This is a genomic window from Oxalobacteraceae bacterium OTU3CAMAD1, from assembly GCA_024123915.1.
Taxonomy (GTDB): domain Bacteria; phylum Pseudomonadota; class Gammaproteobacteria; order Burkholderiales; family Burkholderiaceae_D; genus Rugamonas.
The window spans coordinates 916,945-937,346 of the sequence record CP099650.1 but is presented as its reverse complement, the minus strand read 5'-3'; the positions used below and the strand labels follow the sequence as shown (position 1 = coordinate 937,346).

At 66.4% G+C, this 20,402-nt stretch carries 14 protein-coding genes; 3 read left to right on the top strand and 11 right to left on the bottom strand.

The genetic code is table 11. The features are described from left to right. The first annotated feature begins 22 nt into the window (after positions 1-22). Positions 23-607 (top strand): TetR/AcrR family transcriptional regulator, encoded by a 585-nt coding sequence (locus NHH88_04065; protein USX14981.1) that lies wholly within the window; start codon positions 23-25, stop codon positions 605-607. A gap of 97 nt (positions 608-704) precedes the next feature. Beyond that, the gene (locus NHH88_04060; GenBank protein USX14980.1) at positions 705-1,280 is read left to right on the top strand and encodes a DUF308 domain-containing protein; all 576 of its coding nucleotides are present in this window, start codon (positions 705-707) and stop codon (positions 1,278-1,280) included. 105 nt (positions 1,281-1,385) lie between these two features. Here the strand turns inward: NHH88_04060 and NHH88_04055 are convergent, their stop codons facing one another. The 5 genes from NHH88_04055 to clpP all read right to left on the bottom strand — a co-directional run bounded on the left by NHH88_04055 (position 1,386) and on the right by clpP (position 7,304). Next, positions 1,386-2,621 (bottom strand): ABC transporter permease, encoded by a 1,236-nt coding sequence (locus tag NHH88_04055; protein USX14979.1) that lies wholly within the window; start codon positions 2,619-2,621, stop codon positions 1,386-1,388. Beyond that, positions 2,618-3,859 (bottom strand): secretion protein HlyD, encoded by a 1,242-nt coding sequence (locus NHH88_04050; protein ID USX14978.1) that lies wholly within the window; start codon positions 3,857-3,859, stop codon positions 2,618-2,620. The genes NHH88_04055 and NHH88_04050 overlap by 4 nt, the downstream gene beginning before the upstream one ends. Then, a complete protein-coding gene (locus NHH88_04045; GenBank protein ID USX14977.1) occupies positions 3,856-5,877 on the bottom strand; it encodes an HlyD family efflux transporter periplasmic adaptor subunit in 2,022 nt (673 codons plus the stop codon). Before NHH88_04045 ends, NHH88_04050 begins: the two co-directional genes overlap by 4 nt. Next, positions 5,874-6,581: an ABC transporter ATP-binding protein gene (locus tag NHH88_04040; GenBank protein USX14976.1), complete on the bottom strand. Its 708-nt coding sequence runs from the start codon at positions 6,579-6,581 to the stop codon at positions 5,874-5,876. Before NHH88_04040 ends, NHH88_04045 begins: the two co-directional genes overlap by 4 nt. Before the next feature lie 108 nt (positions 6,582-6,689). Next, positions 6,690-7,304 carry an ATP-dependent Clp endopeptidase proteolytic subunit ClpP gene (clpP, locus tag NHH88_04035; protein USX14975.1) on the bottom strand — a complete coding sequence of 205 codons (615 nt, stop codon included), beginning with the start codon at positions 7,302-7,304 and terminating at the stop codon, positions 6,690-6,692. A gap of 160 nt (positions 7,305-7,464) precedes the next feature. On the opposite strand from clpP, the gene NHH88_04030 reads away from it, so the two are divergent. Then, a complete protein-coding gene (locus NHH88_04030; protein ID USX14974.1) occupies positions 7,465-8,166 on the top strand; it encodes a sigma-70 family RNA polymerase sigma factor in 702 nt (233 codons plus the stop codon). 81 nt (positions 8,167-8,247) lie between these two features. Here NHH88_04030 and NHH88_04025 read toward each other — a convergent pair whose 3' ends face one another. From NHH88_04025 to NHH88_04000, 6 genes are all read right to left on the bottom strand, one after another. After that, positions 8,248-11,829, bottom strand: a complete 3,582-nt coding sequence (locus NHH88_04025) for an ABC transporter permease subunit (GenBank protein ID USX14973.1) — start codon at positions 11,827-11,829, stop codon at positions 8,248-8,250. A 12-nt stretch (positions 11,830-11,841) separates the two neighbouring features. Then, positions 11,842-12,735: an ABC transporter ATP-binding protein gene (locus NHH88_04020; GenBank protein USX14972.1), complete on the bottom strand. Its 894-nt coding sequence runs from the start codon at positions 12,733-12,735 to the stop codon at positions 11,842-11,844. A gap of 132 nt (positions 12,736-12,867) precedes the next feature. Then, positions 12,868-13,767, bottom strand: a complete 900-nt coding sequence (locus tag NHH88_04015; protein ID USX14971.1) for a hypothetical protein — start codon at positions 13,765-13,767, stop codon at positions 12,868-12,870. 169 nt (positions 13,768-13,936) lie between these two features. Then, a complete protein-coding gene (locus tag NHH88_04010; protein USX14970.1) occupies positions 13,937-15,952 on the bottom strand; it encodes an FAD/NAD(P)-binding protein in 2,016 nt (671 codons plus the stop codon). Between the two features lie 73 nt (positions 15,953-16,025). Next, entirely contained in the window at positions 16,026-19,181 is a 3,156-nt protein-coding gene (locus NHH88_04005) for an efflux RND transporter permease subunit (GenBank protein ID USX14969.1), read from the bottom strand. Between the two features lie 3 nt (positions 19,182-19,184). Beyond that, positions 19,185-20,360 (bottom strand): efflux RND transporter periplasmic adaptor subunit, encoded by a 1,176-nt coding sequence (locus NHH88_04000; GenBank protein USX14968.1) that lies wholly within the window; start codon positions 20,358-20,360, stop codon positions 19,185-19,187. Positions 20,361-20,402: the final 42 nt, after the last annotated feature.

Sequence of the window (20,402 nt, the reverse complement as noted above, 5' to 3'; positions counted from 1 at the left end):
TACTGGAAGGTAGTATCGCTGCATGAGTAAAATAACCAACACCGCTGAAGAGATCGTCGCCTGCGCACGGGGCTTGATCGTCGCTGGGGGCTATAACGGCTTCAGCTACGCCGATATCGCCGAGGTGGTCGGTATCCGCAAGGCCAGCATCCACCACCACTTTCCCAACAAGGTGGATCTGGTCAAGGCGCTGGTGGTGCAACACCGCAACGCCACCGAGGAAGGGCTAGGCCATTTGCAGCAAGCCATCGTCGACCCGGTGGGGCAACTACGCGCGTACATCCAGCACTGGTCGAAGTGCATCGAGGATCTGAGCGCGCCGTTTTGCGTCTGCGCCCTGCTGGCGGGAGAGTTGCCGATCTTGCCGGAAGACGTGGCGATCGAAGTGCGTGCCTACTTCCGGTTCCTGTCGGATTGGCTAGCCTCCGTGCTCGCGGAGGGAATGCGGCAAGGAACGATCCAATCGGCCTACACGCCGCAGGTGGAGGCGGAAATCTTCATGGCCACGGTGCACGGCGCGATGCTGTCGGCGCGCGCCTATGGCGACGGCTCGATGTTCGGCACTATCGCCAGCGCCCAGTTGTCGCGGTACTTATCACAACCTTAGTTCCATCGATCCCGCAGGTGTCACACGTGCTTCGGACTCGGCTTTTTTTAACCCTAATACCTACCAACTAGTAGGTAGCACATGAATGGAAAATATTATGTCCCAGCAAGCGAATATCGAAACCCCGGCCGAGCAGGAAAATTGGCTCAACCGCTACTATTATGTGCGCGCGGCTTTTTCGGCGCTGTGGCTTATTGCGGCGATAACGATCGGCAAAAGTTCGGCCGCCGCCAGCGCCCTGCTGCTGATCGGCTATCCGGCCTGGGACGCGCTGGCCAACTTCATTGACAGCAAACGCAGCGGCGGGCTGGCGCGCAACCGCACTCAGTTGATCAACGTCCTCGTCAGCCTGGCCGTCGCGTTGGCGCTCGCTGTCAGTCTGCCGGATATGCACCGCGTCTTGGGCGTATTCGGTGCCTGGGCCATCCTGTCGGGGTTGCTGCAACTCGGTACCGCGCTGCGCCGTTGGAAGGCTCACGGCGCGCAGTGGGCGATGATACTGAGCGGCGCGCAATCGGCGCTTGCCGGCGCGTTCTTCATCGCCCAGGCCCAGTTGCCGGCGGAGCCATCCATCGCCACAGTTGCCGGCTACGCGGGCTTTGGCGCGTTTTACTTCCTGGTCTCTGCACTGTCGTTGAGCTTCGCCGCGCGGCGCCGCCAGCGCGCAGCGTAACAGCCGGGGGTCAGGTCCGACATTCGGACAAAAGACGAAAATTTGGAACTTTCGAACGGAGGGAAAGTTCCAAAATGTCCGAATGTCGGACCTGACCCCGGTGTTTTAGCCGTCGCTGCGCAGGGCGGCGATCGGGTCGAGCGCGGCCGCCTGGCGCGCGGGGAAGACGCCGAACGCGAGGCCCACCGCTACGCACAGCAGTACGGCAGCGATCAGGCTGAACGGCGACCATGCCACCGACCAGCCGGCCAGCGCGGCGATGCTGTAGGCCGCGACCGCGCCCAGCAGCACACCCAGCAACGCGCCGCTGACGGCGATCACCAGCGCCTCGGCCAGGAACTGCTCGACCACGTCGCGCCGGCGCGCGCCCAGCGCCCGCTTCAGGCCCACCTCGCGACGCCGCTCCAGCACGTTGGCCAGCATGATGTTCATGATGCCGATGCCGCCGACCAGCAACGATACCGCCGCGATCGAACTCATGACGATGGCGAAGATCCGCTGCGTCTGCTGGTTCTGGCGATACAGGCCCATCGGCACGATCAGGTTGGTGTCGTCGGCGCCGCCGTGGCGCTTGGCGATCAGCGCCTGCAGCACGCGCGCGGCCTGGTCTGGCGCGACCTTGCCGTCGAGCCGCACGCTGATGCCGTCGACCTCGTCCTCGATGCGCTTGAAGTTGAAGCGCGCCCTGCCCGTCTCCCACGCCACGAACAGACGCTCGTCGTCCAGCCCCAGCTTGACGCCTTCGAAGTCGGACTTGCTTTGCGCGCGGTCCTCCAGCACGCCCACCACCTCCAGCCACACGTGGTTGAGCTTGAGGTGGCGGCCGAGCGCCGGTTCATTGCCGAACAAGGTGCGGGCAAGGCGGGCGCCGAGCACGCACACCGGCGCCAGGGTCGCGCCGTCGGCCGGCGCCAGCCAGCGGCCGGTGGCCAAACGCAGGCCGCCGTGCTCGGCGTAGGCCGGCGAGACGGCGTAGGCGCGCGCCGGCACCACGCGCTGGCCCAGCACCAGCTGGTCGACCTTGATTTCCTTTTTCATCGACACCGATACCGCGCCCGGCACCACCGACAAGGCCGCCGCGCCGTCGGCGGCCGACAGTCCCAGCGAGCGGGTGCGGATATCCTTGAGCTGCTCGGGGTCGATGGCCTTGCTCTCGATGAGCACGTTGTCCAGCCCCAGCTCGGCCACCAGGCGCAGCGCCTCGCGCTTGCTGCCCTCGCCCACGGCCAGCATGGCGACGATGGCGGCCACGCCGAACACCATGCCCAGCAACGTCAGCCCGGTGCGCAGCTTGCGGCGATGCAGCTCGGTGACCGCTTCCCGTATCAATGCCAGGTTCATGATTTCTCCGTCGGCGCCGGCGGCAGCAGCACGATGCGCGCGCCGGCGGCGACGCCGCTTTTCAATTCGCTGCGCACCGGGCCGCGTTGTCCCAGCTCGACCTTGCGGCGCGTCTGTTTGCCGCCCTCTTCCGTGTAGACGACGTAGCCGGCGCCGTCCTGCACCAGCGCGATGTTGGGCACCGTCAGCGCGGCCGGCTGCGCGACGAGCTCCACCGTGCCGCGCAAGGCCTGGCCGGGCTTGAGGCCGAGCTTGCGGGCGGTGGCGGTGTCGATGGCCGCGTCGAAGTCGCTGTACTTGACGGGCGACTCCTGCGACGTGGTGCTGGCGTTGCTGCCGACGCGCGTGACCTTGAGGACGAGCTCGGTGCCGGTGCCGGCCAGGCGCACCCGTACCGGCAAGCCGGTCTTCAGGCCGAAGACCTGGCCCTCGGCCACGCTGAAATGGGCGACCAGCTGGTTCAGGTCGGGCAGCGAGCCGAACTCCTGGCTCGCCACCTGGGTCGAGCCGATCTCCGCCTTGGTGCCGTCCCACTTGGCCGTCAGCAGGAACACGCCGTCGTGCGGCGCCACCAGTTCCAGCGCGGCCAGGCTGTCGCGCTGTTGGGCTGCTGTCCGCACCACGCTGTCGCGCTGCGAATGCAGCACCGCGTCCTGCGCGGCCGTACGCGCCTGCGCCTGGCCGCCCTTCCAATCCAGGTAGGTGCGCTTGGTGGTCAGGAAGCCGACATCGGCCAAGGCGTCCAGTATGTCGTTGCGGGGAAAGATGCTCAGGTCGACATTGGCGTAGCGCCGGCTCAGGCCCAGGTCGTCCTCGACCTTGGCGCGGTCGCCGGCCAGTTTGTCGCGCTCGACGCTGGCGGCGCTCGCGCTGGTCTGCTCGGCCAACGTCTTGCGCAACAGTTCCAGCTCGGCCTGCGACAGCTCCATGCGCGATTGCGGCGAGTCGAAGCGCGCCACGACTTGGCCCTTTTCCACGCTGCTGCCGTCGGCCACCATGTCGACCAGGATGCGCTGGCTCCAGTTGTTGCCGGGCACGTTGAGCGGCGTGCTGGCGGCGGCCTTGATCTCGCCATCGACGGCCAGGGTTTCCAGCCATGGACGCGGCGACAGCGTCTCGGCGGCGGCGCCGGATGACGCCACGTCGCCGCCGCAGCCGGCCAAGAAAACGCTCAATGCGATGCTCAACGAAACAGCCAGCGCCAATGTTATTGCCAGCGGCTTGCGGGTGTCGCTCATTGTTTTTTCTCCGCTGAACGGGCGGCGTCGGCGACCAGCACCGCCTGCACCGCCGCGCCCGGCTTAAGGCCGTTGGTGCCGCCGTCGAACTGCAATTCGACATCGCGCACGATGGTCGGCTGCGCGGTCGATTTGCCGTGGAAGGCACGACCGAGCCCGACCACGCGCGCGTTCAGCGTCTGGTTGCTGCCCGGTACCGTCACGCGCGCCGCCTGCCCCACGCGCACCCGCGACGACTGCGCCTCGGGCACGTTGGCGGCGATGTACAACTTGTCCGGATCGGCCAGCGTGGCCACCGTCAGCCCCATCCAGACCTGGCTGCCAGCGCTGAATTTCTGGCCGTCGAACCCGGTGCGGTAGACCACCAGTCCCCTGCGCGGCGCCACCACCTTCAGCGCGGCCTGGCCCTTGGCCAGCGCGGCGATCTGCGTCTGCTGCTGCGCGATCTCGGCCTGCAGGCCGGCGCGCTCGGCCTGGCGGGCGCGCATCTGCGCCCGATGCTGGGTCACCGCCAGCTTGGCCAGCTGGTTTTTCTCGCCCCGCTCGATCACCAGCTTGTCGTAGTCGACGCGCCGTATCAGTTCCTTCGGCATGGTGGCCTTGCGCTCGGCCTTGTCGGCGTTGCTTTGCGCCTCCGCCACGGCCAGTTCGCCCGCGCGGTCGGCCTCGGTCTGGTCGAGCTTGAGCTTGTCGAGCGCGCGCAGCTTTTCATTGAGCGTGCCCTGCTGCGTGATCAGCCGGGTGGTGACGTCGTTCGATTCGAACTGCGCGATCTGCTGCCCGGCCTCGACCATGGTGCCTTCGGGCGCGATCTGCGCCAGCTTGTACTGCCAGACGTGCGGTATGCTCGGCGGCGACACCGGCAGCGCGCCGCGCGAGGCGATCTCGCCCTCGACGGTGAGCGCCTCGTCCCCGGGCGCGGGCGCCGGCGGCGGAGCCTTGGCCGCGCGCGGTTCGACCAGGGCGCTCATGCCCGCCACCAGCGGCAGGCCGTGCCCGTCGGGCAGCGCGATCTTGATGCGGAAGTAGCGGCCCAGCCCCCAGCTCGCGCGCGCTTCCGGCGCGCTGGTGATGGACTTGATCTTGCCGGTGACGGCGGCGGTGGCGGTGGCCGGCAAGGCGTCGAAGCGCAGGCTCACCGACTGTCCCTCGGACAGGTAGGGCCGGTCGGCTTCCAGCGCCCAGGCGGTGACGGCCATCTCGCCGTTGCCCAGCACCACGCCGGCGGCGTTGCCCGGCCAGGCCGACGAGCCCTCCTCGAAGCGCTGGCCCAACCACGGGCTGTAGCCGTGCACGACCACGCCGTCGCGCTTGGCGCGCACTTCCGATTGCGCCAGCTGGGCGATCTGGAACGCCAGGTTGATCTGCAGCTTCTTGACTTCCAGCTGGCCGTCCTCGCGGCGCCGGCCGACCGCCTCGCGCGCGCTGACGTCGGCATCGCGCTTGATCGCCAGGTCGCGCGTGGCGTTGCCGAACGCGGCCTGGTGGCGGTCGTAGTCCAGCACCGAGATCTGCGTCTTGGGCAGCGCCGCCTCGACCTTGGCCTTGGCCAGCGCGGCCTGCGCGGTGACCAACGCCTTCTCGGCCTCGACGGCGGCCACTTCCAGGGTGGCGGTTTCCTTTTCCGCGCGCGCGCGTGCCTGTTCCAGCTCGGTTTCGAGCCGGTCGATGTTGGCGGCGCCGCCGGTCTCGATGCGCAGCACCACGTCGCCGGCTTTGACGTGCGTGCCCTCGGCAACGAAATTGCGCAGGGTCAGCGGCGCCGAGTTCGATGGCGGCACGGTGATGGTTTGCGAGTCCAGCGCCTCCACTTCGCCGGTCAGCAGCACCGGGCGTGGCGCGGCGGCGGCGATGGCCGAAGCGGCTTCAGGCTTCCCGGCGGTACCGGTCTTGCCCGTGGCGGGCGCGGAAGCGACGGCAGGGCCGGCCCCGGCCGGGCCGAGATCCAGCCCCAGCGCGGCGGCGACGGCCAGCGCCAGCACCGCGGCGGCCGGCAGCGCCACGGTGGCGCGCCTCACGGCCCGCCTTCGGCGATGCGGCCGTCGCGCAAATGGATGGTGCGCTGCGCGCCGGCGGCGATGGCCGGATCGTGGGTGACCAGCACCAGCGTCTGGCCGCCGGCGTGCAATTCGCGCAGCAGATCGAGCACGTCGGCCGCGCTGCGCGAATCGAGGTTGCCGGTCGGCTCGTCGGCCAGCAGCAGGGCCGGCTGGTTCAACAGGGCGCGGGCGATGGCGGCGCGCTGCAACTGGCCGCCCGACAACTGGCCCGGCAAGTGGCCGATGCGCTGTCCCAGGCCGATGCGCTCGAGCAGCGCGACGGCGCGCTCGGCGGCGCCGGTGTCGGCGTGGCGGGCGTAGCGCTGCGGCAGCAGCACGTTTTCGAGCACGGTCAGGCGCGGCAGCAGATGGAAGGACTGGAACACGAAGCCGATGCGGCGGTTGCGCACATCGGAGGCGGCGTCGTCGTCGAGGGCGCTGATCTCGTCCTGGGCCAGACGATAGCGGCCAGTGTCCGGACGGTCCAGCGCGCCAAGCACATTGAGCAAGGTCGACTTGCCCGAACCGGACGGCCCCATGATGGCGACAAACTCGCCGGGCGCCACCCGCAAGTCGATGCCGTCCAGCGCGTGGATCTCGTTACCGCCCTGGCGGTAGGTCTTGCGAATATTACTGAGCTCGATCATGCCGGGAAGTATCCCGGCGCCGAGATTGTTTGTCAATTACTTAACTTGTTATTTTAGCTTGTTATTTTTTGCAACCTCCGGGGTCAGGTCCTCCATTGCTACACGGGCCCGGCAGTAGCGGCCGCTTGGCTGTTATTCGACGGTTCAGTCGACGTCGCGCGTCGCCAGCACGCGGTCGATCAGGCCGTATTCCGCGCCTTGGGCGGCCGACATGAAATGGTCGCGGTCCGAATCCTTTTCGATCCGTTCCAGTGTCTGTCCAGTACGTTCGGCATAGAGGGTGTTGAGGCGGTGGCGCAGGTACAGCACCTCGCGCGCCTGGATTTCGATGTCGGACGCCACCCCCTGCGATCCGCCATGCGGCTGATGAATCATGATGCGGGCATTGGGCAGCGCGTAACGTTTGCCGATTGCGCCGGCCGCCAGCAGGAACGAGCCCATGCTGGCGGCGAAACCCGTGCACAAGGTGGACACGTCCGGCTTGATGAACTGCATGGTGTCGTAGACGGCCAAGCCGGCGTACACCGAGCCGCCGGGCGAATTGATGTACAGCGAAATATCCTTGTTGGGGTCCTCCGATTCCAGGAACAGCAACTGCGCGACGATCAGGTTGGCCGATTGCTCCGTCACCTCGCCGACCAGAAAAATCACGCGCTCCTTCAACAGGCGCGAGTAAATGTCGAAGGCGCGCTCGCCGCGTCCCGTTTGCTCAACGACGGTCGGCACCAGGCCGAGCGCCAGGGGGGAAGTCGCAATCATGATCGTCCTTTCACGTTTGAAGTAATCACCAGGTTGATTACTGTCCGCTTGACGCCCGCGCCACCGCGCCGCGTGACGGGAAAAAAATATATAGTTGGTCTGTCACATCCGGGCCGCGCCAGGCGTCATGTCGCACCCGCCCCACCACAGGAGATTTCCGATGCCCCCCATTACCGACACCGACGGCGCCCTGTTCGAAACGCTGCGCCCGCGCCTGAAAGCGATCAGCCGCCGCATCGTTGGTAGCGAAGCGGAAGCCGAGGACGTCGTGCAGGATTGTTTTCTCAAGTGGCAAGACGTCGAACAGGCGGCGCTGGCGACTCCGGCGGCGTGGCTGACCACCGTCGTGCAACACCAGTCGATCGACCGCCTGCGCAAGCGCGCGCGGGACCTGGCGGCGGCGCGCCACGCGATGGAGCTGGCGCCCGAGGTGGCGCCGGCGCCGCCGGAGGATGTCTTGCTGCGGCGCGCCGAACTGGGCGAGGCGCTGGCCCGTTTGCTGGCACGCCTGTCGGCGTCCGAACGCCTGGCGCTGGTGCTGCATGAAGTGTTGGAATGCGAACATGCCGACATCGCGGCCGCGCTCGGCACGACGACGGTGAACGCGCGCCAATACCTGGCGCGCGCAAGACGACGGCTGCGGGAAGACGGTGCGGAAGCGCCCGCCAGCGAGAAGCTATGCCGCGAGTTGATACGCCGCTTCCAGGCGGCAATCAACGGCCGCGACGTGCCGGCGATGGTGACATTGCTCGGCGACGAACAACCGGTGTCGGTGATCGCCTCGCCATTGCCGCGGCTGCGCGCCGGCGCCTGCGCCAACGACGCCTGCTACCATCCCCGGCACCCCGTCCTGGCCGCTTAAACCCGGCGATCCGGGGTCAGGTCCTCCATTGACGCATGAGCCCCTGTAGCAATGGAGGACCTGACCCCGGAGTGATCGCAGTTACTCGATCACAACCTCTTTGCGGTTGTCACGCGAGACGCGGTCGATCATCTTGTTGTACGGGTCGACGCCGACGTCGAACGGCTGCTCCTTGACCGTGACCGTGACCACCGGCTCGCTGCCCACCAGTAGCCGTTTCTCGGTGAACAGCACGCGTTCCTCGCTTTCCTTGGCACCCGGCGCGCGGGCGAAGATGGCGATCTCGACCGGCTCGTCGTAGGCGCGCGGCGTTTCCTTGCCCTTGCCGTCCGCTTCCATCTTGGCCAGGTGCAAGGTCATTGTCACGTCCCACTGGCCGTCGGCGCGTTTCTTCGCCTTGGCGTCCGTCACGCGGTTGTCGTAGAAGACGATCTTCTCGAACAGGTCGGTGATCAGCGCTTGCTTGTCCCGCGGCGCTTCGGCGCGTATGTAGGCCAGCAACTCGCGGCTGGTGGTGTACGGCGCCTCCTGGTATCCCTTGTCCTGCAGGAAGCGCTTGAGCGCGCGGTTCAGTGCCGCCTCACCGATCTCGTCGCGCAGGCGGTAGAACACCAGGCTGCCCTTGCGGTAGTGGATGTATTGCTGGTTCTCCACGCGGAACAAGGGCTGCTCTTCGATCAGCTCGCCGCCACGGTCGCGCAAGTAGCTGTCCAGTTCGAAGCGCAGGAAGCGGCGCAGCTTGTCGCGGCCGTATTCCTTTTCCATCACCATCAGCGCCGAGTATTGCGCCAGCGATTCGATCAGCATGGTCGAGCCCTGGACGTTGGCGCCGATCACCTGGTGGCCCCACCACTGGTGCGCCACCTCATGCGCGGTCACGTAGTAGACGTAGTCGATGTCGTCCTTGTCGCGCAGGTCGGCGATGAAGCCGAGCGATTCCGAATACGGAATGGTGTTGGCGAACGATTGCGCGAAGCCCTGGTAGTTCGGGAACTCGAGGATGCGCACCTGCTTGTGCTGGTACGGCGTGAAATTGGCATCGAAATAGTCGAGCGACTTTTGCGTCGACGTGATCATGCGGTCGACGTTGTAGGCGTGCTTGCTGTCGTAATAGACCTCGATCGGCAGGCCGCGCCATTCGCCCTTCTTGACGGTCCAGCGCGCCGACAGGTAGGCAAAGAAGTTGGCCATCGGCCGGTCCATCTTGTAGTGGAAATAGCGGCGTCCGCCCTGCTCCCAGGTCTTTTGCAGATAGCCCGGGGCGATGGCGATCTGGTCGCCGCTGGTCGAGACCGTGGTCTCGAAATTGATCCAGTCGGCCTCGCCGCCGAAGGCGGTGTTGGCGCGCGCCTTCTCGTCCTCCAGCTTGGCCATGCGCTGCGGTTCGCCCAGGCCGCGCTTGCGGCGCTCGTTGCGGTCCTTGAGCTCGACATCGTCGCGGTAGCCGAAGTGCGGGAAGTACTCGGAGTTGTTGAAGAAGGTGCCGTTCAGGTTGACGCTGTCGGCCGCGCCGCTGTTGGTGAAGCCTTCATGGCGGACATCGACGGTGAAGCCGAGGTCGAGCCGCGCGCCCGGCGCGATCGGCTGCGCCAGCTTGATGACCTTGAAGCCGGCGATCTTGTCGTCCAGCACGACCTGGTGCGGCGGCAGGTTGGCATAGCGGGTTTCGACGTCCGGATTGACCTGCAGGCGCAGTTCCGTCAGCGGCAGGCCGGTTTTGTTTTCCAGCAGATAGCGGCCACGGATCGCCACGCGGCGCTCGTCCGGATAGATGTCGACGTCGGCGCGCACGTCGGTGATGCGCGGCTGCGGCAAATCCTTGTACTTGCGGTAGTTCTTCTCGCAGTCGGCCTGGCGGTCCATGGCGAGGTCCGACGGCACATACTTGTTGAGCACGTTGGTGTTGTAGAAGATCCAGGCGCCGGTGCCGATGAAACCGGCTACGCTGAGCGCCAGCGCCAGGCCGGCGCCGCTCTTCAGCCGCGCACCGGCCAGGCGCACGCGGGCGCGCCACGGCCGCGCCAGGCCGCGCACCCAGAACGCCTGCGCCAGGATCAGCGCCGACACCGTGAACAGGCTCCAGTACAAGGCGTACCACGACCAGCCCTTGAGGAAATGGCCGTAACCGTTCATGTCCGAATAGCGCAGGCCCGGCAGCGAGGCGAAGTTGTACAGGTTGTGGTTGAAGTGCATCACGCCCAGCACGATCTGCGACACCATCAGCAGGATCACCAGCAGGTAGCCGATGAACTTGTTATTGGTGAGCACTTGCAATGCCAGCGCGAACAGCCCCATCAGCACGAAGAAGGCCGATTCCAGCAGCACGCCCTTGATGTACAGGCCGACCTCGATCGGCGCGCCGCCCTTGAACAGCTGGAAACCGGCCGCCGCCACCGCGCCGGCAATGAGGAAGCCGAAGATGACGCCCACCAGCGCGACGCATTTGGCGACCAGCGGCGCCCAGTCGGGCACCGGCAGGGCGTCGCCGACGTCGGCGATCCTGGCCTGGCGCTCCTTGAAGATCAGTTCGCCGGCGTAGAAGGTCACCACGATGATCAGCATGAAGTTGAAGGTGCCGCTCAAGGTCTGCAGCATCAGGTGCGTGACCGGGTAGACGTCGGTGCCCAACATGCTGTCGGCCTGGGTGGCGGCGCCGATGAAGTTAAGGACGCCGAACAGCAGCATCACCAGGAAGGGCACGCTCTTGAACACGGCCCTGGCGTCGAAGGCGAGGATGTGCCAGCACTGGATCCAGCCGGTGGAAGCCCGGAAGCGCGGCGCAATACGCGGCAGCACGGCGGCCGGCGGCGCCGGCGGGGCCACGGCAACCGGCTTGGCTTTGCCGAACACGCGGCGCCCGGTGCCGACCCGTTGCGGCTTGAACAAGATCAGGGTGGCGATGAAGAAGACCGCCGCGACGCCCAGCCACAGCAGGCGGTTGGCCAGCAGGTAACCGGTAAACGGCGGCAGGCCGGCGTTGGCCTCGGCGGCCGAGAAGTAGCGGGTGGCGCGGCCGAAGGCACGCACGCCGAACGGGTCGACCAGCACGGCGATCCATTCGTTGTTGATGTCGCGCGTAAAGGCGCCGGCGACGGCCCACAGCACGAAGAAGCCCAGGACGCCGACGTAGACCAGCATCATCGAACGGGTGGTGGCTGCCAGCAGCATTAGCAGCGCGCCGACGAACAGCAGGTTGGGAATGACGAAGAAGGCGAAGCTCCACAGGTAGGCCGCGCCCGGCAGCGGGCCGACGCGGGCCTCGTCCACCCACGGCATCAACGGACCGAGCAGCATGCCGATGGCGATCAGCACGAAGATCGCCAGGCAGGCCACCAGGCCGGCGCTGAAGCGGCCTAGCAGGTATTGGTACTTGCGCATCGGCGTGGCGAACAGCATGTCGGAGATGCCGACCTCGCTGTCGCGCAGCACGGTGCCGGCGATGAAGATGGTGACGATGAACATCGAGATCACCGTGAACGTGCCCATGATCTGCGCCACGACTGTCGGCGCGTTGCGGTGGACGTTGCCGATGGCGCCGCCGACCTGGATGGCGTCGCTGGTGGTGGCGCCGAAGGCCATCAGGCCGAGGATCAGGCCGCTGACCCACAGCAGCGGCTGGCGCAACTGGTAACGCAGGTCGAATTTGAAGAATTCAAGCAACATGGCGGCGCTCCCTTAAACCACTGGCGACGTGGCGGCGCGCGCGGCGTTGCGCACGTGAAGGAAGTAGACGTCCTCCAGGTCCGGTTCGACGGCGATGAAGCCGTCGTCCGGCTGGCTGTCGGCGTAGACGTTGATCTGCGGCTTGCCGCCGACCAGGCGCGTGTGCAGCACGTTGAAGCGCTGCTGGTATTCCGGCAGCGCTTCGGCGCTGACGCTGCGGCGCCAGACCTTGCTCTTGATGGTGTCGATGGCGGCCAGCGGCTCGCCCTGGCTGAGCACCTCGCCCTTGACGATGATGGCCATGCGCGGGCACAGGTCGGTGACGTCGGCCACGATGTGGGTCGACAGGATCACCACCACCTGCTCGCCGATCTTGGCCAGCAGGTTGAGGAAGCGGTTGCGCTCGTCCGGGTCGAGGCCGGCGGTCGGTTCGTCGACTATCACCAGACGCGGCGAGCCGAGCAGCGCCTGGGCGATGCCGAAGCGCTGGCGCATGCCGCCCGAGTAGGTGCCGAGGTTGCGCTTGCGCGCTTCCCACAGGTTGGTCTGCTGCAGCAGCGCCTCGACGGCCTCCTTGCGCTCGCCGCGCGCCGTCAGGCCCTTGAGGACGGCGAAGTGGTTGAGCAGGGTCTCGGCGCTGACTTTCGGGTAGACGCCGAAGTCCTGCGGCAGGTAGCCGAGCTGGCGGCGCAGCGCCTCGGGCTGGGCCAGCACGTCGAGGCCGTTGAAATCGATGCTGCCGCTATCGGGATCTTGCAAGGTGGCGATGGTGCGCATCAGCGAGGACTTGCCGGCGCCGTTGGGGCCGAGCAGGCCGAACATGCCGTTGGGAATGTCCAGGCTGACGTTGTTGATCGCTTTGACGCCGTTGGCGTAGGTCTTGCTCAGCTGTTTGATCGATAGCATGGAACGCATTCTCCGGATAAGGGACGGACGGGGTCCGTGGCAACCTTACTATAAGGTAAAGTTGCAAACTTATCAGGATGGTGCGATGGGCGGCAGGATTCGGGGGATGGACGGCGGTTTGCCGCCATCGCCCTACGGCCGGTATTCGGGGAACATCTCTTTGAGCAGGAAGGCGGTCAGTTCCTTCTCGTCTTCCTTGCGCGCGCTCATGTGGACGGTTTTGCCCAGGCGGCGCGATTCCCATTCGAAATCGCCCGGTTTTTCCTTGCGGATGATCTTGATCATTTCCTTGACCACGGCCGTTTCGATGTCGCGCTCGCTACCCTGCTCGACGTGGATCTGCTGCAGCCAGTTGCGTTTGAAGTTGGTGTTCCAGCCACGGAATTTCACGTCGGCGCTGTTGGAGCGCTTGTCGACCGAGAACACGCCGCCCGTGTCGTCCTTGTCCACGCCGCTGGAGCGGCCCTGGGCGCCGGCGATGTTGGCCTTGGCGATGCGCAGCGCGCGGTCGTTGGCGCTCTCCTCCGGCGCCGGCGCGGCCGGTTGCGGATTGTTGGCTTCGCGCGCGGCGCGGCGCTTGGCGATCATTTCCGACATGTCCGCCTCGGGCGGCGGCGTCATCGTCGCCTGCACCGGCGGCACATAGGTTTCCAGCTTGGGCTTGACGGCGGCCGGCGTCTCGCGCGCGACACTTTGCTTGCGCGGCGGCGGCGGCTTGCTGGCCTTGGCCACCTCGGTCTTGGGCTTGGGCGTTGGTTTCGGCGTCGGCTTGGTCGGCGTGATCGGCAGCGGCTGGATGTAGACCATCTCGCCACCCTTGGGCGGCGCCGAGGTCTTGGTCTTTTCCGGCGCGGGCGCGATGAGGTAATACAGCACGGCCAGCAGGTGCAGGCCGATCGAGATGCCGATGCCGATGCGGTTGCTCCTGGCCTTGCGGTCCCACGTGGCGGTCGGCTCCCCCGCCTGCGGCAGGGGTTGCCCGCAGGTTTCGCAATATCCGGTTGCGGAAAGTATATGGGAGTCGTGGTGCAAGATACCAAACCTTGTGCGTGAAAATGCGGCCATAGTGCCAGAGTCCCGATGGTTTGGAAACATCTGTTCAGGACCATCATACCGCGCCGTTCAAATCGGTGCGCGTATCCCAAGGTTCCACTTTACAATTTTCACGTCTTGACGGGTGTTACCGTATGTATCCAGGCCTTTACAAAATGACATGTGGGGTGTCGTTCGCCGGGACGGACGCCGTAACTGGGACCTGCGCGGCGGGCCGATGGCCGGGGTTGCGGCGGGGGTAATCGGCCATTTGCGCGAACATGGCCGTCACGCAACGGTCGGCGTCCAGCACCTGGCGCGAACGCAGCATCGGGCGCGGCAGGGCATGGGTGTAGTAATGACAACCCTCGACCGGATAGCCGAGCGCCCAGATGTTGCGCGCCGGTTCGCCCTGGACGTTGAGCGGCTGGCTGGCCTCGTCGATCTCGATGCCGCCGGGGTGGAACACGCCGTTGTAATAAGGCCGGACCAGGCCGCGTTTTAACACATTACGGATCAGTAAGGACTCGTCCGTTTCGGGGAAAAAGGCGTCCAGCCGGGCCACGACGAGCACGTCGATCGGCCGCTGCTCGGTGCCGTTGGCAAACTTCGTGCTCAGCACATAGGTGGAATCGTTCTCGTCGATCTCGACCACGCTGTTGGGTCCCGAAATGATATCGATGACACCGGCGTCGAGCAGCGCCAGCAGCTCCTCGTTACGGCGCAGCGGCGGGCCGAAGGCCGCGCGGTTGATGGCCGGATGGTAGACGTTGAGGAACTTGCGGTGCGAGGCCGGCGTGAGGCCGCCGTGCTCGATGGCGGCTTGCAAGGTGGCGCGCACGTCGCGCAGCACGTCGGTGGCGGCCTTGGTCGGACTGTCGATATTGCCCAGCCGCGCCTCCCGCAGATCGGCTTGCAGCCAATCGGTGAAGAAGCTGCGGAATTCGTCGAGGTTGGCGAACTGGCGCTCGCGCAGCGGAAACAGCAGCGCGTCGATCACCGCCTCGTCGTCGGCGTCCGGCACGAAGGTCAGCGGGTCCGGCACCAGGGCGCCCCCCGGCGAGGCCGCGTGTTCGGTGGCGGCGCCGACGCGGACATTGTTGGCCGGCAGCGCGGCGGTGCGCGCCAGGGTGTTGCGGTAGACCCAGGCCATTTCGCGCTTGAGCAGCGGCAGCAGCTCGCGGTCGAAATCGAGCTGGCGGCTGCCGCGCGTGGCCAGCGCCATGCGCCGCAGCGCCTCGACCGCGTCCTGGGTGAAGTAATGCGGCTGGTGGCGCCCGTCTAGCCCCTTCTGGTTGATGCCGCGCGCGGCGTAGGGCAGGCAGTTGCGGGAGCACAAGGTCAGTTTCGGTTCGCGCCCGGAGCGCTGATAGCGCAGCACGCCCGGCCCTCCCTGCCCGTTCGGCTGCCCGTTCAGCTGGCGGACGAAGGCGCCGCCGCGCCCGACCGTGAGCTCGGCGATCACATCGTGCGCGCTCAGGCCAAGGCCCTGGATCGCCACGCGCGCCTCGGGACCGATCCGCGCCAGCTTGTCGAGCGGATAGACGTGGCGCACGAACGCCAGGCGGCTGTTGTAACGCGCGTGGTCCTGCGCGAACTTGGCCAGCCAGGCATCCAGATCGCTGGGCAGGTTGCGGCCGTGGCCGGTGGTCAGGAAGACGAAATCGCTATGGACGATGAAGCCGCTTTCGAGCTCGATGGCGGTGCGGCCGTCCTGCTGCTGCCACAGGTCGTTGGCGCGCAGGCGGTGGTGCGTGAGCGTGACGCAGCCCGGCAAGGCGGCGGCCACCTGCTGGTAGGCCCAGGCCAGGTATTCGCCCAGCATGCTGCGCGGCAGGTAGTCGGCCTCGGTGATGCCGTCGCCGGCGCCGGCGATCCTGTGATAGCTGTCGCCGAAGCGGCGGTAGCCGCTCTGGCGCGCCCACGACGTCAGCGACGGCGTGGCGCACAGCGGCGCGTGCTGCACCGCGCCGAGCGCGGGGAACATGGTGACCTGGCTGGCCACCGTGTTGATCAGCAGGTGCTGCGGCTGGCGCGTGGTGTGGACGCCGGGACCGCATTCGCCAGGTTCGATCAACACGATGTCGAGCAGCAGCTGGCGGCTGCCGGCGATCGCCGCGAGGCGTTCGAGCACGCTGAGCCCGCGCGGCCCCATGCCCACGATGGTGACACTGTAGCGTTTCATTTCCGATCGCCTCTTTTTTCATAGCCAACTTGCCTATGATAAATAAACGACCCTCAAATTAACTTGTCACCCGTCAATGCTTGACTATGTTCACGGCCTTCAGTGGTACGGCGTGCACACTTTCAGGTTGGCCGACGACAGCGGCGTCTTCGCCGGCCAGCTCGGCGTCGCTCATCGGACCGGTGCCGCTGTACCTGTCGAGGAACAGATAAATGACCGGCGTGATGTACAGCGTGATCACTTGCGAGAAGATCAAGCCGCCCACCACGGCCAGGCCCAGCGGCTGGCGCAGTTCGGCGCCGGCGCCCAGGCCCAGCGCGATCGGCAGCGCGCCCATCAGCGCGGCAAGCGTGGTCATCATGATCGGCCGGAAGCGCAGGATGCAGGCCTCGCGGATCGCCTCGGCCGGCGTGCGGCCCTCGTTGCGCTGCACATGCAGCGCGAAGTCGATCATCATGATGGCGTTCTTCTTGACGATACCGATCAGCATCAGGATGCCGATGATGGCGATCATCGTCAGGTCAAGATTGAACAGGCGCAAGGTCAGCAAGGCGCCGACGGCGGCCGACGGCAGGCCGGCCAGGATGGTCAGCGGGTGGATATAGCTTTCATACAGCACGCCCAGCAGCACATAGATGACGCCCAGCGCGGCCAGGATCAGGATCAGCTGGCTGCCCTGCGAGCTCTGGAACACGGCCGCGTCGCCGCCGTAGTTGGTGATGATCGACGGCGGCAGGCGCATGTCCACGCCCATCTGGTCGATCTTGGCGGTGGCCCTGCCCAGCGGCACGTCCGGCGCCAGGTTGAACGAGATCGTGATCGCCTGCAGCTGGCCCTGGTGGTTGACGGCGGTCGGGCCGATGGTGCGCTCGACGCTGGCGATGCTCGACAGCTTGACCAGCTGGCCGGTCTTGTTGCGCACCGAGATCCTGGTCAGCGCGCTGTCGAACTGGCGGTCGGCGTCGGCCGCCTCCAGGATCACGTAGTAGCTGGCGGCCGGCGAGTAGATGGTCGACACCTGGCGCTCGCCGAAGGCGAGATACAGCGCGGTGCGGATGTCGCCGATCGCCACGCCGAGGTTGTTGGCCTTGTCGCGGTCGATCCTGAGCGACGCCTGCAAGCCCTTGTTCTGCGAATCGCTGGTGACGTCGCGGAAGTCGGGATCGTTGCGCATCTGGTCCTGGTATTTCTGGGCCCAGTCGTTGAGCGCGCCCGGGCTGACCGATTGCAAGGTGTACTGGTAGCGGCTCTTGGACGGGCGCCCTCCCAGTTGCAGGTTTTGCACCGGGCTCAGATACACGGCGATGCCGGGCACGGCCCTGGTGGCCTTGCGCAGGCTGTCGAGCACCTGCGGCATCTTTTGCCGTTCGCCGCGGGGTTTAAGCACCAGGAACATGCGCCCGCCGTTGCCGCCGCTCACAAAAGAGACCACGTCCTGCACGTTGGGGTCGGCGCGGATCACCGCCACCACGCGGTCCTGCAGCGCCATCAGCGCGGCCGACGAAATGTCCTCGGAGGCCTCGGTGTTGACGCGGATCTGGCCCAGGTCCTCCTCGGGGAAGAAGCCCTTCGGTATGGTGATGTACAGCACCGCCGTCAGCGCGAACGTGCCCAGCGCGGCCAGCAGCACGATCGGCCGGTGGCGCAGCGCCAGGTCCAGGGTGCGGGCGTAGCCATTGCGCAGTTTGGTGAAGCCGGTCTCGAACCAGCGGCCGAGGAAGTTGCCCTTGTCGTGCTCTGGGTCGATGGTGTCGGCCGGCAGCATGCGGCTGGCCAGCATCGGCACCAGCATCAGCGACACCGCCGCCGACACCAGCACCGACAGCGCGACGACGACGGCGAATTCATGGAACATCAAACCGATCACGCCCGGCATGAAGAAGATCGGGATGAACACGGCCACCAGCGAGACCGAGATCGAAATAATCGTGAAGCCCATCTCCTTGGCGCCGATCAGCGAGGCCTGCAGCGGCTTCTTGCCCATCTCGATATGGCGCACGATGTTTTCCAGCACGACGATGGCGTCGTCGACCACCAGGCCGACGGCCAGGGTGATGCCCAATAGCGAAACGTTGTCGAGGCTGTAACCGAAGGCGTACAGCAAGGCCAGCGCGCCCAGCAGCGAGATCGGCATCGTGATCGCCGGGATGAAGGTGGCGGCGGCGCGGCGCAGGAACAGGAAGATCACCATGACGACCAGGAAGATCGTCAGCAGCAGGGTCAGGTTGACGTCGTGGATGGCTTCGCGGATCGACACCGAGCGGTCGTTGACGAGGTTGATGCTGATCGATTCCGGCACCTGGTTCTTGAAGCGCGGCAGCAGCGCGCGCACGCCGTCGACCACCTGCACGGTATTGGCGTCCGGCTGGCGCTGCACCAGCAGCACGATCGAGCGCTCGCCGTTGTAGCTGCCGGCGGTCTTGACCGACTGGAAGCTGTCCTCGACGGTGGCGACGTCCTTCAGGCGCACCGGCTCGCCGTTGCGGGTGGCGACGATCAGCTCGGCGAATTCGGCCGCCTTCATCAGCTGGGCATTGCCCTGGATGGTCAGGGTCTGGCTGGGGCCGTCCAGGATGCCCAGCGGCGTGTTGGCGTTGGCCGACCGGATCGCCTGCTGCAATTCATCGAGCGTCAGGTCGCGCGCGTTCATCAGGTCCGACTTGGCGCGCACCCGCACCGCGAAGCGCTTCTGGCCGTTGACGGTGACCTGCGCCACGCCGGGCAAGGTCGACAGGCTGGGCGCGATCAGGTTCTCGGCGTAGTCGTTGAGCTCGGCCAGGGTCATCGACGGCGACGTCATCGTCATGAACAGCACCGGCGCGTCGGCCGGGTTGACCTTGCGGTACGACGGCAGGTCGGTCATCTCGACCGGCAACTGGCGCTGGGCGCGCAACAGCGCCGCCTGGACGTCGACCGCCGCCTCGTTGACGTTGACGCTGGGGTCGAACTCCAGGGTCAGCGAGGTGTTGCCCAGGGTGTTGGTGGAAGTGATCAGCGACAGGCCGGCGATGGTGGAGAACTGCTTTTCCAGCGGCAGCGCGACCGACGAGGCCATGGTGTCGGGCGAGGCGCCCGGCAGGTCGGCCGAGACGTTGATGACCGGCGTGTTATAGCTGGGCAGCGCGGCGACCGGGATGTAGAAGTACGACAGCACGCCCGCCAGCACCAGGGTCAGCGACAGCAGCACCACCATCACCGGGCGCCGTATGCACAACTCGGAAAGGTTCATCGCTTAGCCCTTCTGTTTCGCGTTGTCGACCGTCGGGTCGGCCGGCTTGTCGGCACCGGCGATCCGCACCTTGCCGCCCGGCCGCAGGTTTTGCTTGCCGTCGACGATGATTTTCTCGGTGCCGCTCAATCCGGACACGGCGGCGTTGTCGCCAAAGGAGTGCAGCCGCTTGATGTTGACCACTTTGGCCGATTGGTCACTATCAACCGCGTAGACGAAGGTACCGCGGGTATTGCTGATGATAGCGTTTTGCGGGATCACCGTCGCGTCTTTTATCACGTGGGAGACCAGCTGGGCGTTGACGTACTGGCCCGGCCACAGGCTGGAACCCTTGTTGTCGAACTGCGCCTTGACGCGGATGACGCCGGCCACCGGATCGACCGTGTTGTCGATGAAGCTCAGGGCGCCGTTGATCTCCTTGTCCGAGCCGCCCAGCGTGACCTTGACGGGCACCGTGCCGCGCTGCTTGGCGTCGAGCAGCGAACCGAGCGCCGACTCCGGCAGGGTGAAGGCGACGTTGATCGGATCGAGCTGGGTGACGGTGGTGAGCGACGTCTCGAGCTGCACCAGGCTGCCCGGATAGACGTTGATGGCGCCGACCCGGCCCGTCATCGGCGCGCGGATCGACGTGTAGCTGGCGTCGACGCCGACCGCGCGGGCGGCGGCGATGTCGGCCTCGAGCAGCGCGCGGGCCGAATCGACCTGGCTCTTGAGCGTGTCGACGGCGCCCTGGGCGACGAATTTCTGCTCCAGCAGATCCATCGCGCGCTGGTACTGGCGCTCGGCGTCGGCCAGGGTGGCGCGGTCGCGCGCGACTTGGGCCTGCGCCTTTTGCACGTTGGCGCGCTGGCTGCGGTCGTCGAGCGAGAACATCAGCTCGCCGGATTTGACGAACTGCCCTTCCTTGATATGCACCTTGGAGATGGTGCTGGTCGTTTGCGGATGCAGGTCGACGGTGCTGACCGGCGTGACGGTGCCGTTCGCCTGCAGCACGACGGCGACATCCTGGCGCGTCGGCGCGACGACGCTGACGGTGGTCGGCCCCTGCGGGCCGTTGCCGCTCTTCGACTGGGCGCCGCCGGCTTGGGCCGCGCCCGAGCCGCCGTGCGTCGCGTACCAAACGCCGCCGCCAAGGATCGCGATGGCGCCCACCACATATGCTACCGAAGATTTTTTCATTTTTTAAGCCAGGGTTTTACTGGTGAATTTACTGCTGACATT

What these genes read in the sequence shown, in the direction of transcription:
- NHH88_04065 (USX14981.1), top strand. Translation starts at nt 23, where the DNA reads ATGAGTAAAATAACCAACACCGCTGAAGAGATCGTCGCCTGCGCACGG.
- NHH88_04060 (USX14980.1), top strand. Translation starts at nt 705, where the DNA reads ATGTCCCAGCAAGCGAATATCGAAACCCCGGCCGAGCAGGAAAATTGG.
- NHH88_04055 (USX14979.1), bottom strand. Translation starts at nt 2,621, where the DNA reads ATGAACCTGGCATTGATACGGGAAGCGGTCACCGAGCTGCATCGCCGC.
- NHH88_04050 (USX14978.1), bottom strand. Translation starts at nt 3,859, where the DNA reads ATGAGCGACACCCGCAAGCCGCTGGCAATAACATTGGCGCTGGCTGTT.
- clpP (USX14975.1), bottom strand. Translation starts at nt 7,304, where the DNA reads ATGATTGCGACTTCCCCCCTGGCGCTCGGCCTGGTGCCGACCGTCGTT.
- NHH88_04030 (USX14974.1), top strand. Translation starts at nt 7,465, where the DNA reads ATGCCCCCCATTACCGACACCGACGGCGCCCTGTTCGAAACGCTGCGC.
- NHH88_04025 (USX14973.1), bottom strand. Translation starts at nt 11,829, where the DNA reads ATGTTGCTTGAATTCTTCAAATTCGACCTGCGTTACCAGTTGCGCCAG.
- NHH88_04020 (USX14972.1), bottom strand. Translation starts at nt 12,735, where the DNA reads ATGCTATCGATCAAACAGCTGAGCAAGACCTACGCCAACGGCGTCAAA.
- NHH88_04010 (USX14970.1), bottom strand. Translation starts at nt 15,952, where the DNA reads ATGAAACGCTACAGTGTCACCATCGTGGGCATGGGGCCGCGCGGGCTC.
- NHH88_04005 (USX14969.1), bottom strand. Translation starts at nt 19,181, where the DNA reads ATGAACCTTTCCGAGTTGTGCATACGGCGCCCGGTGATGGTGGTGCTG.
- NHH88_04000 (USX14968.1), bottom strand. Translation starts at nt 20,360, where the DNA reads ATGAAAAAATCTTCGGTAGCATATGTGGTGGGCGCCATCGCGATCCTT.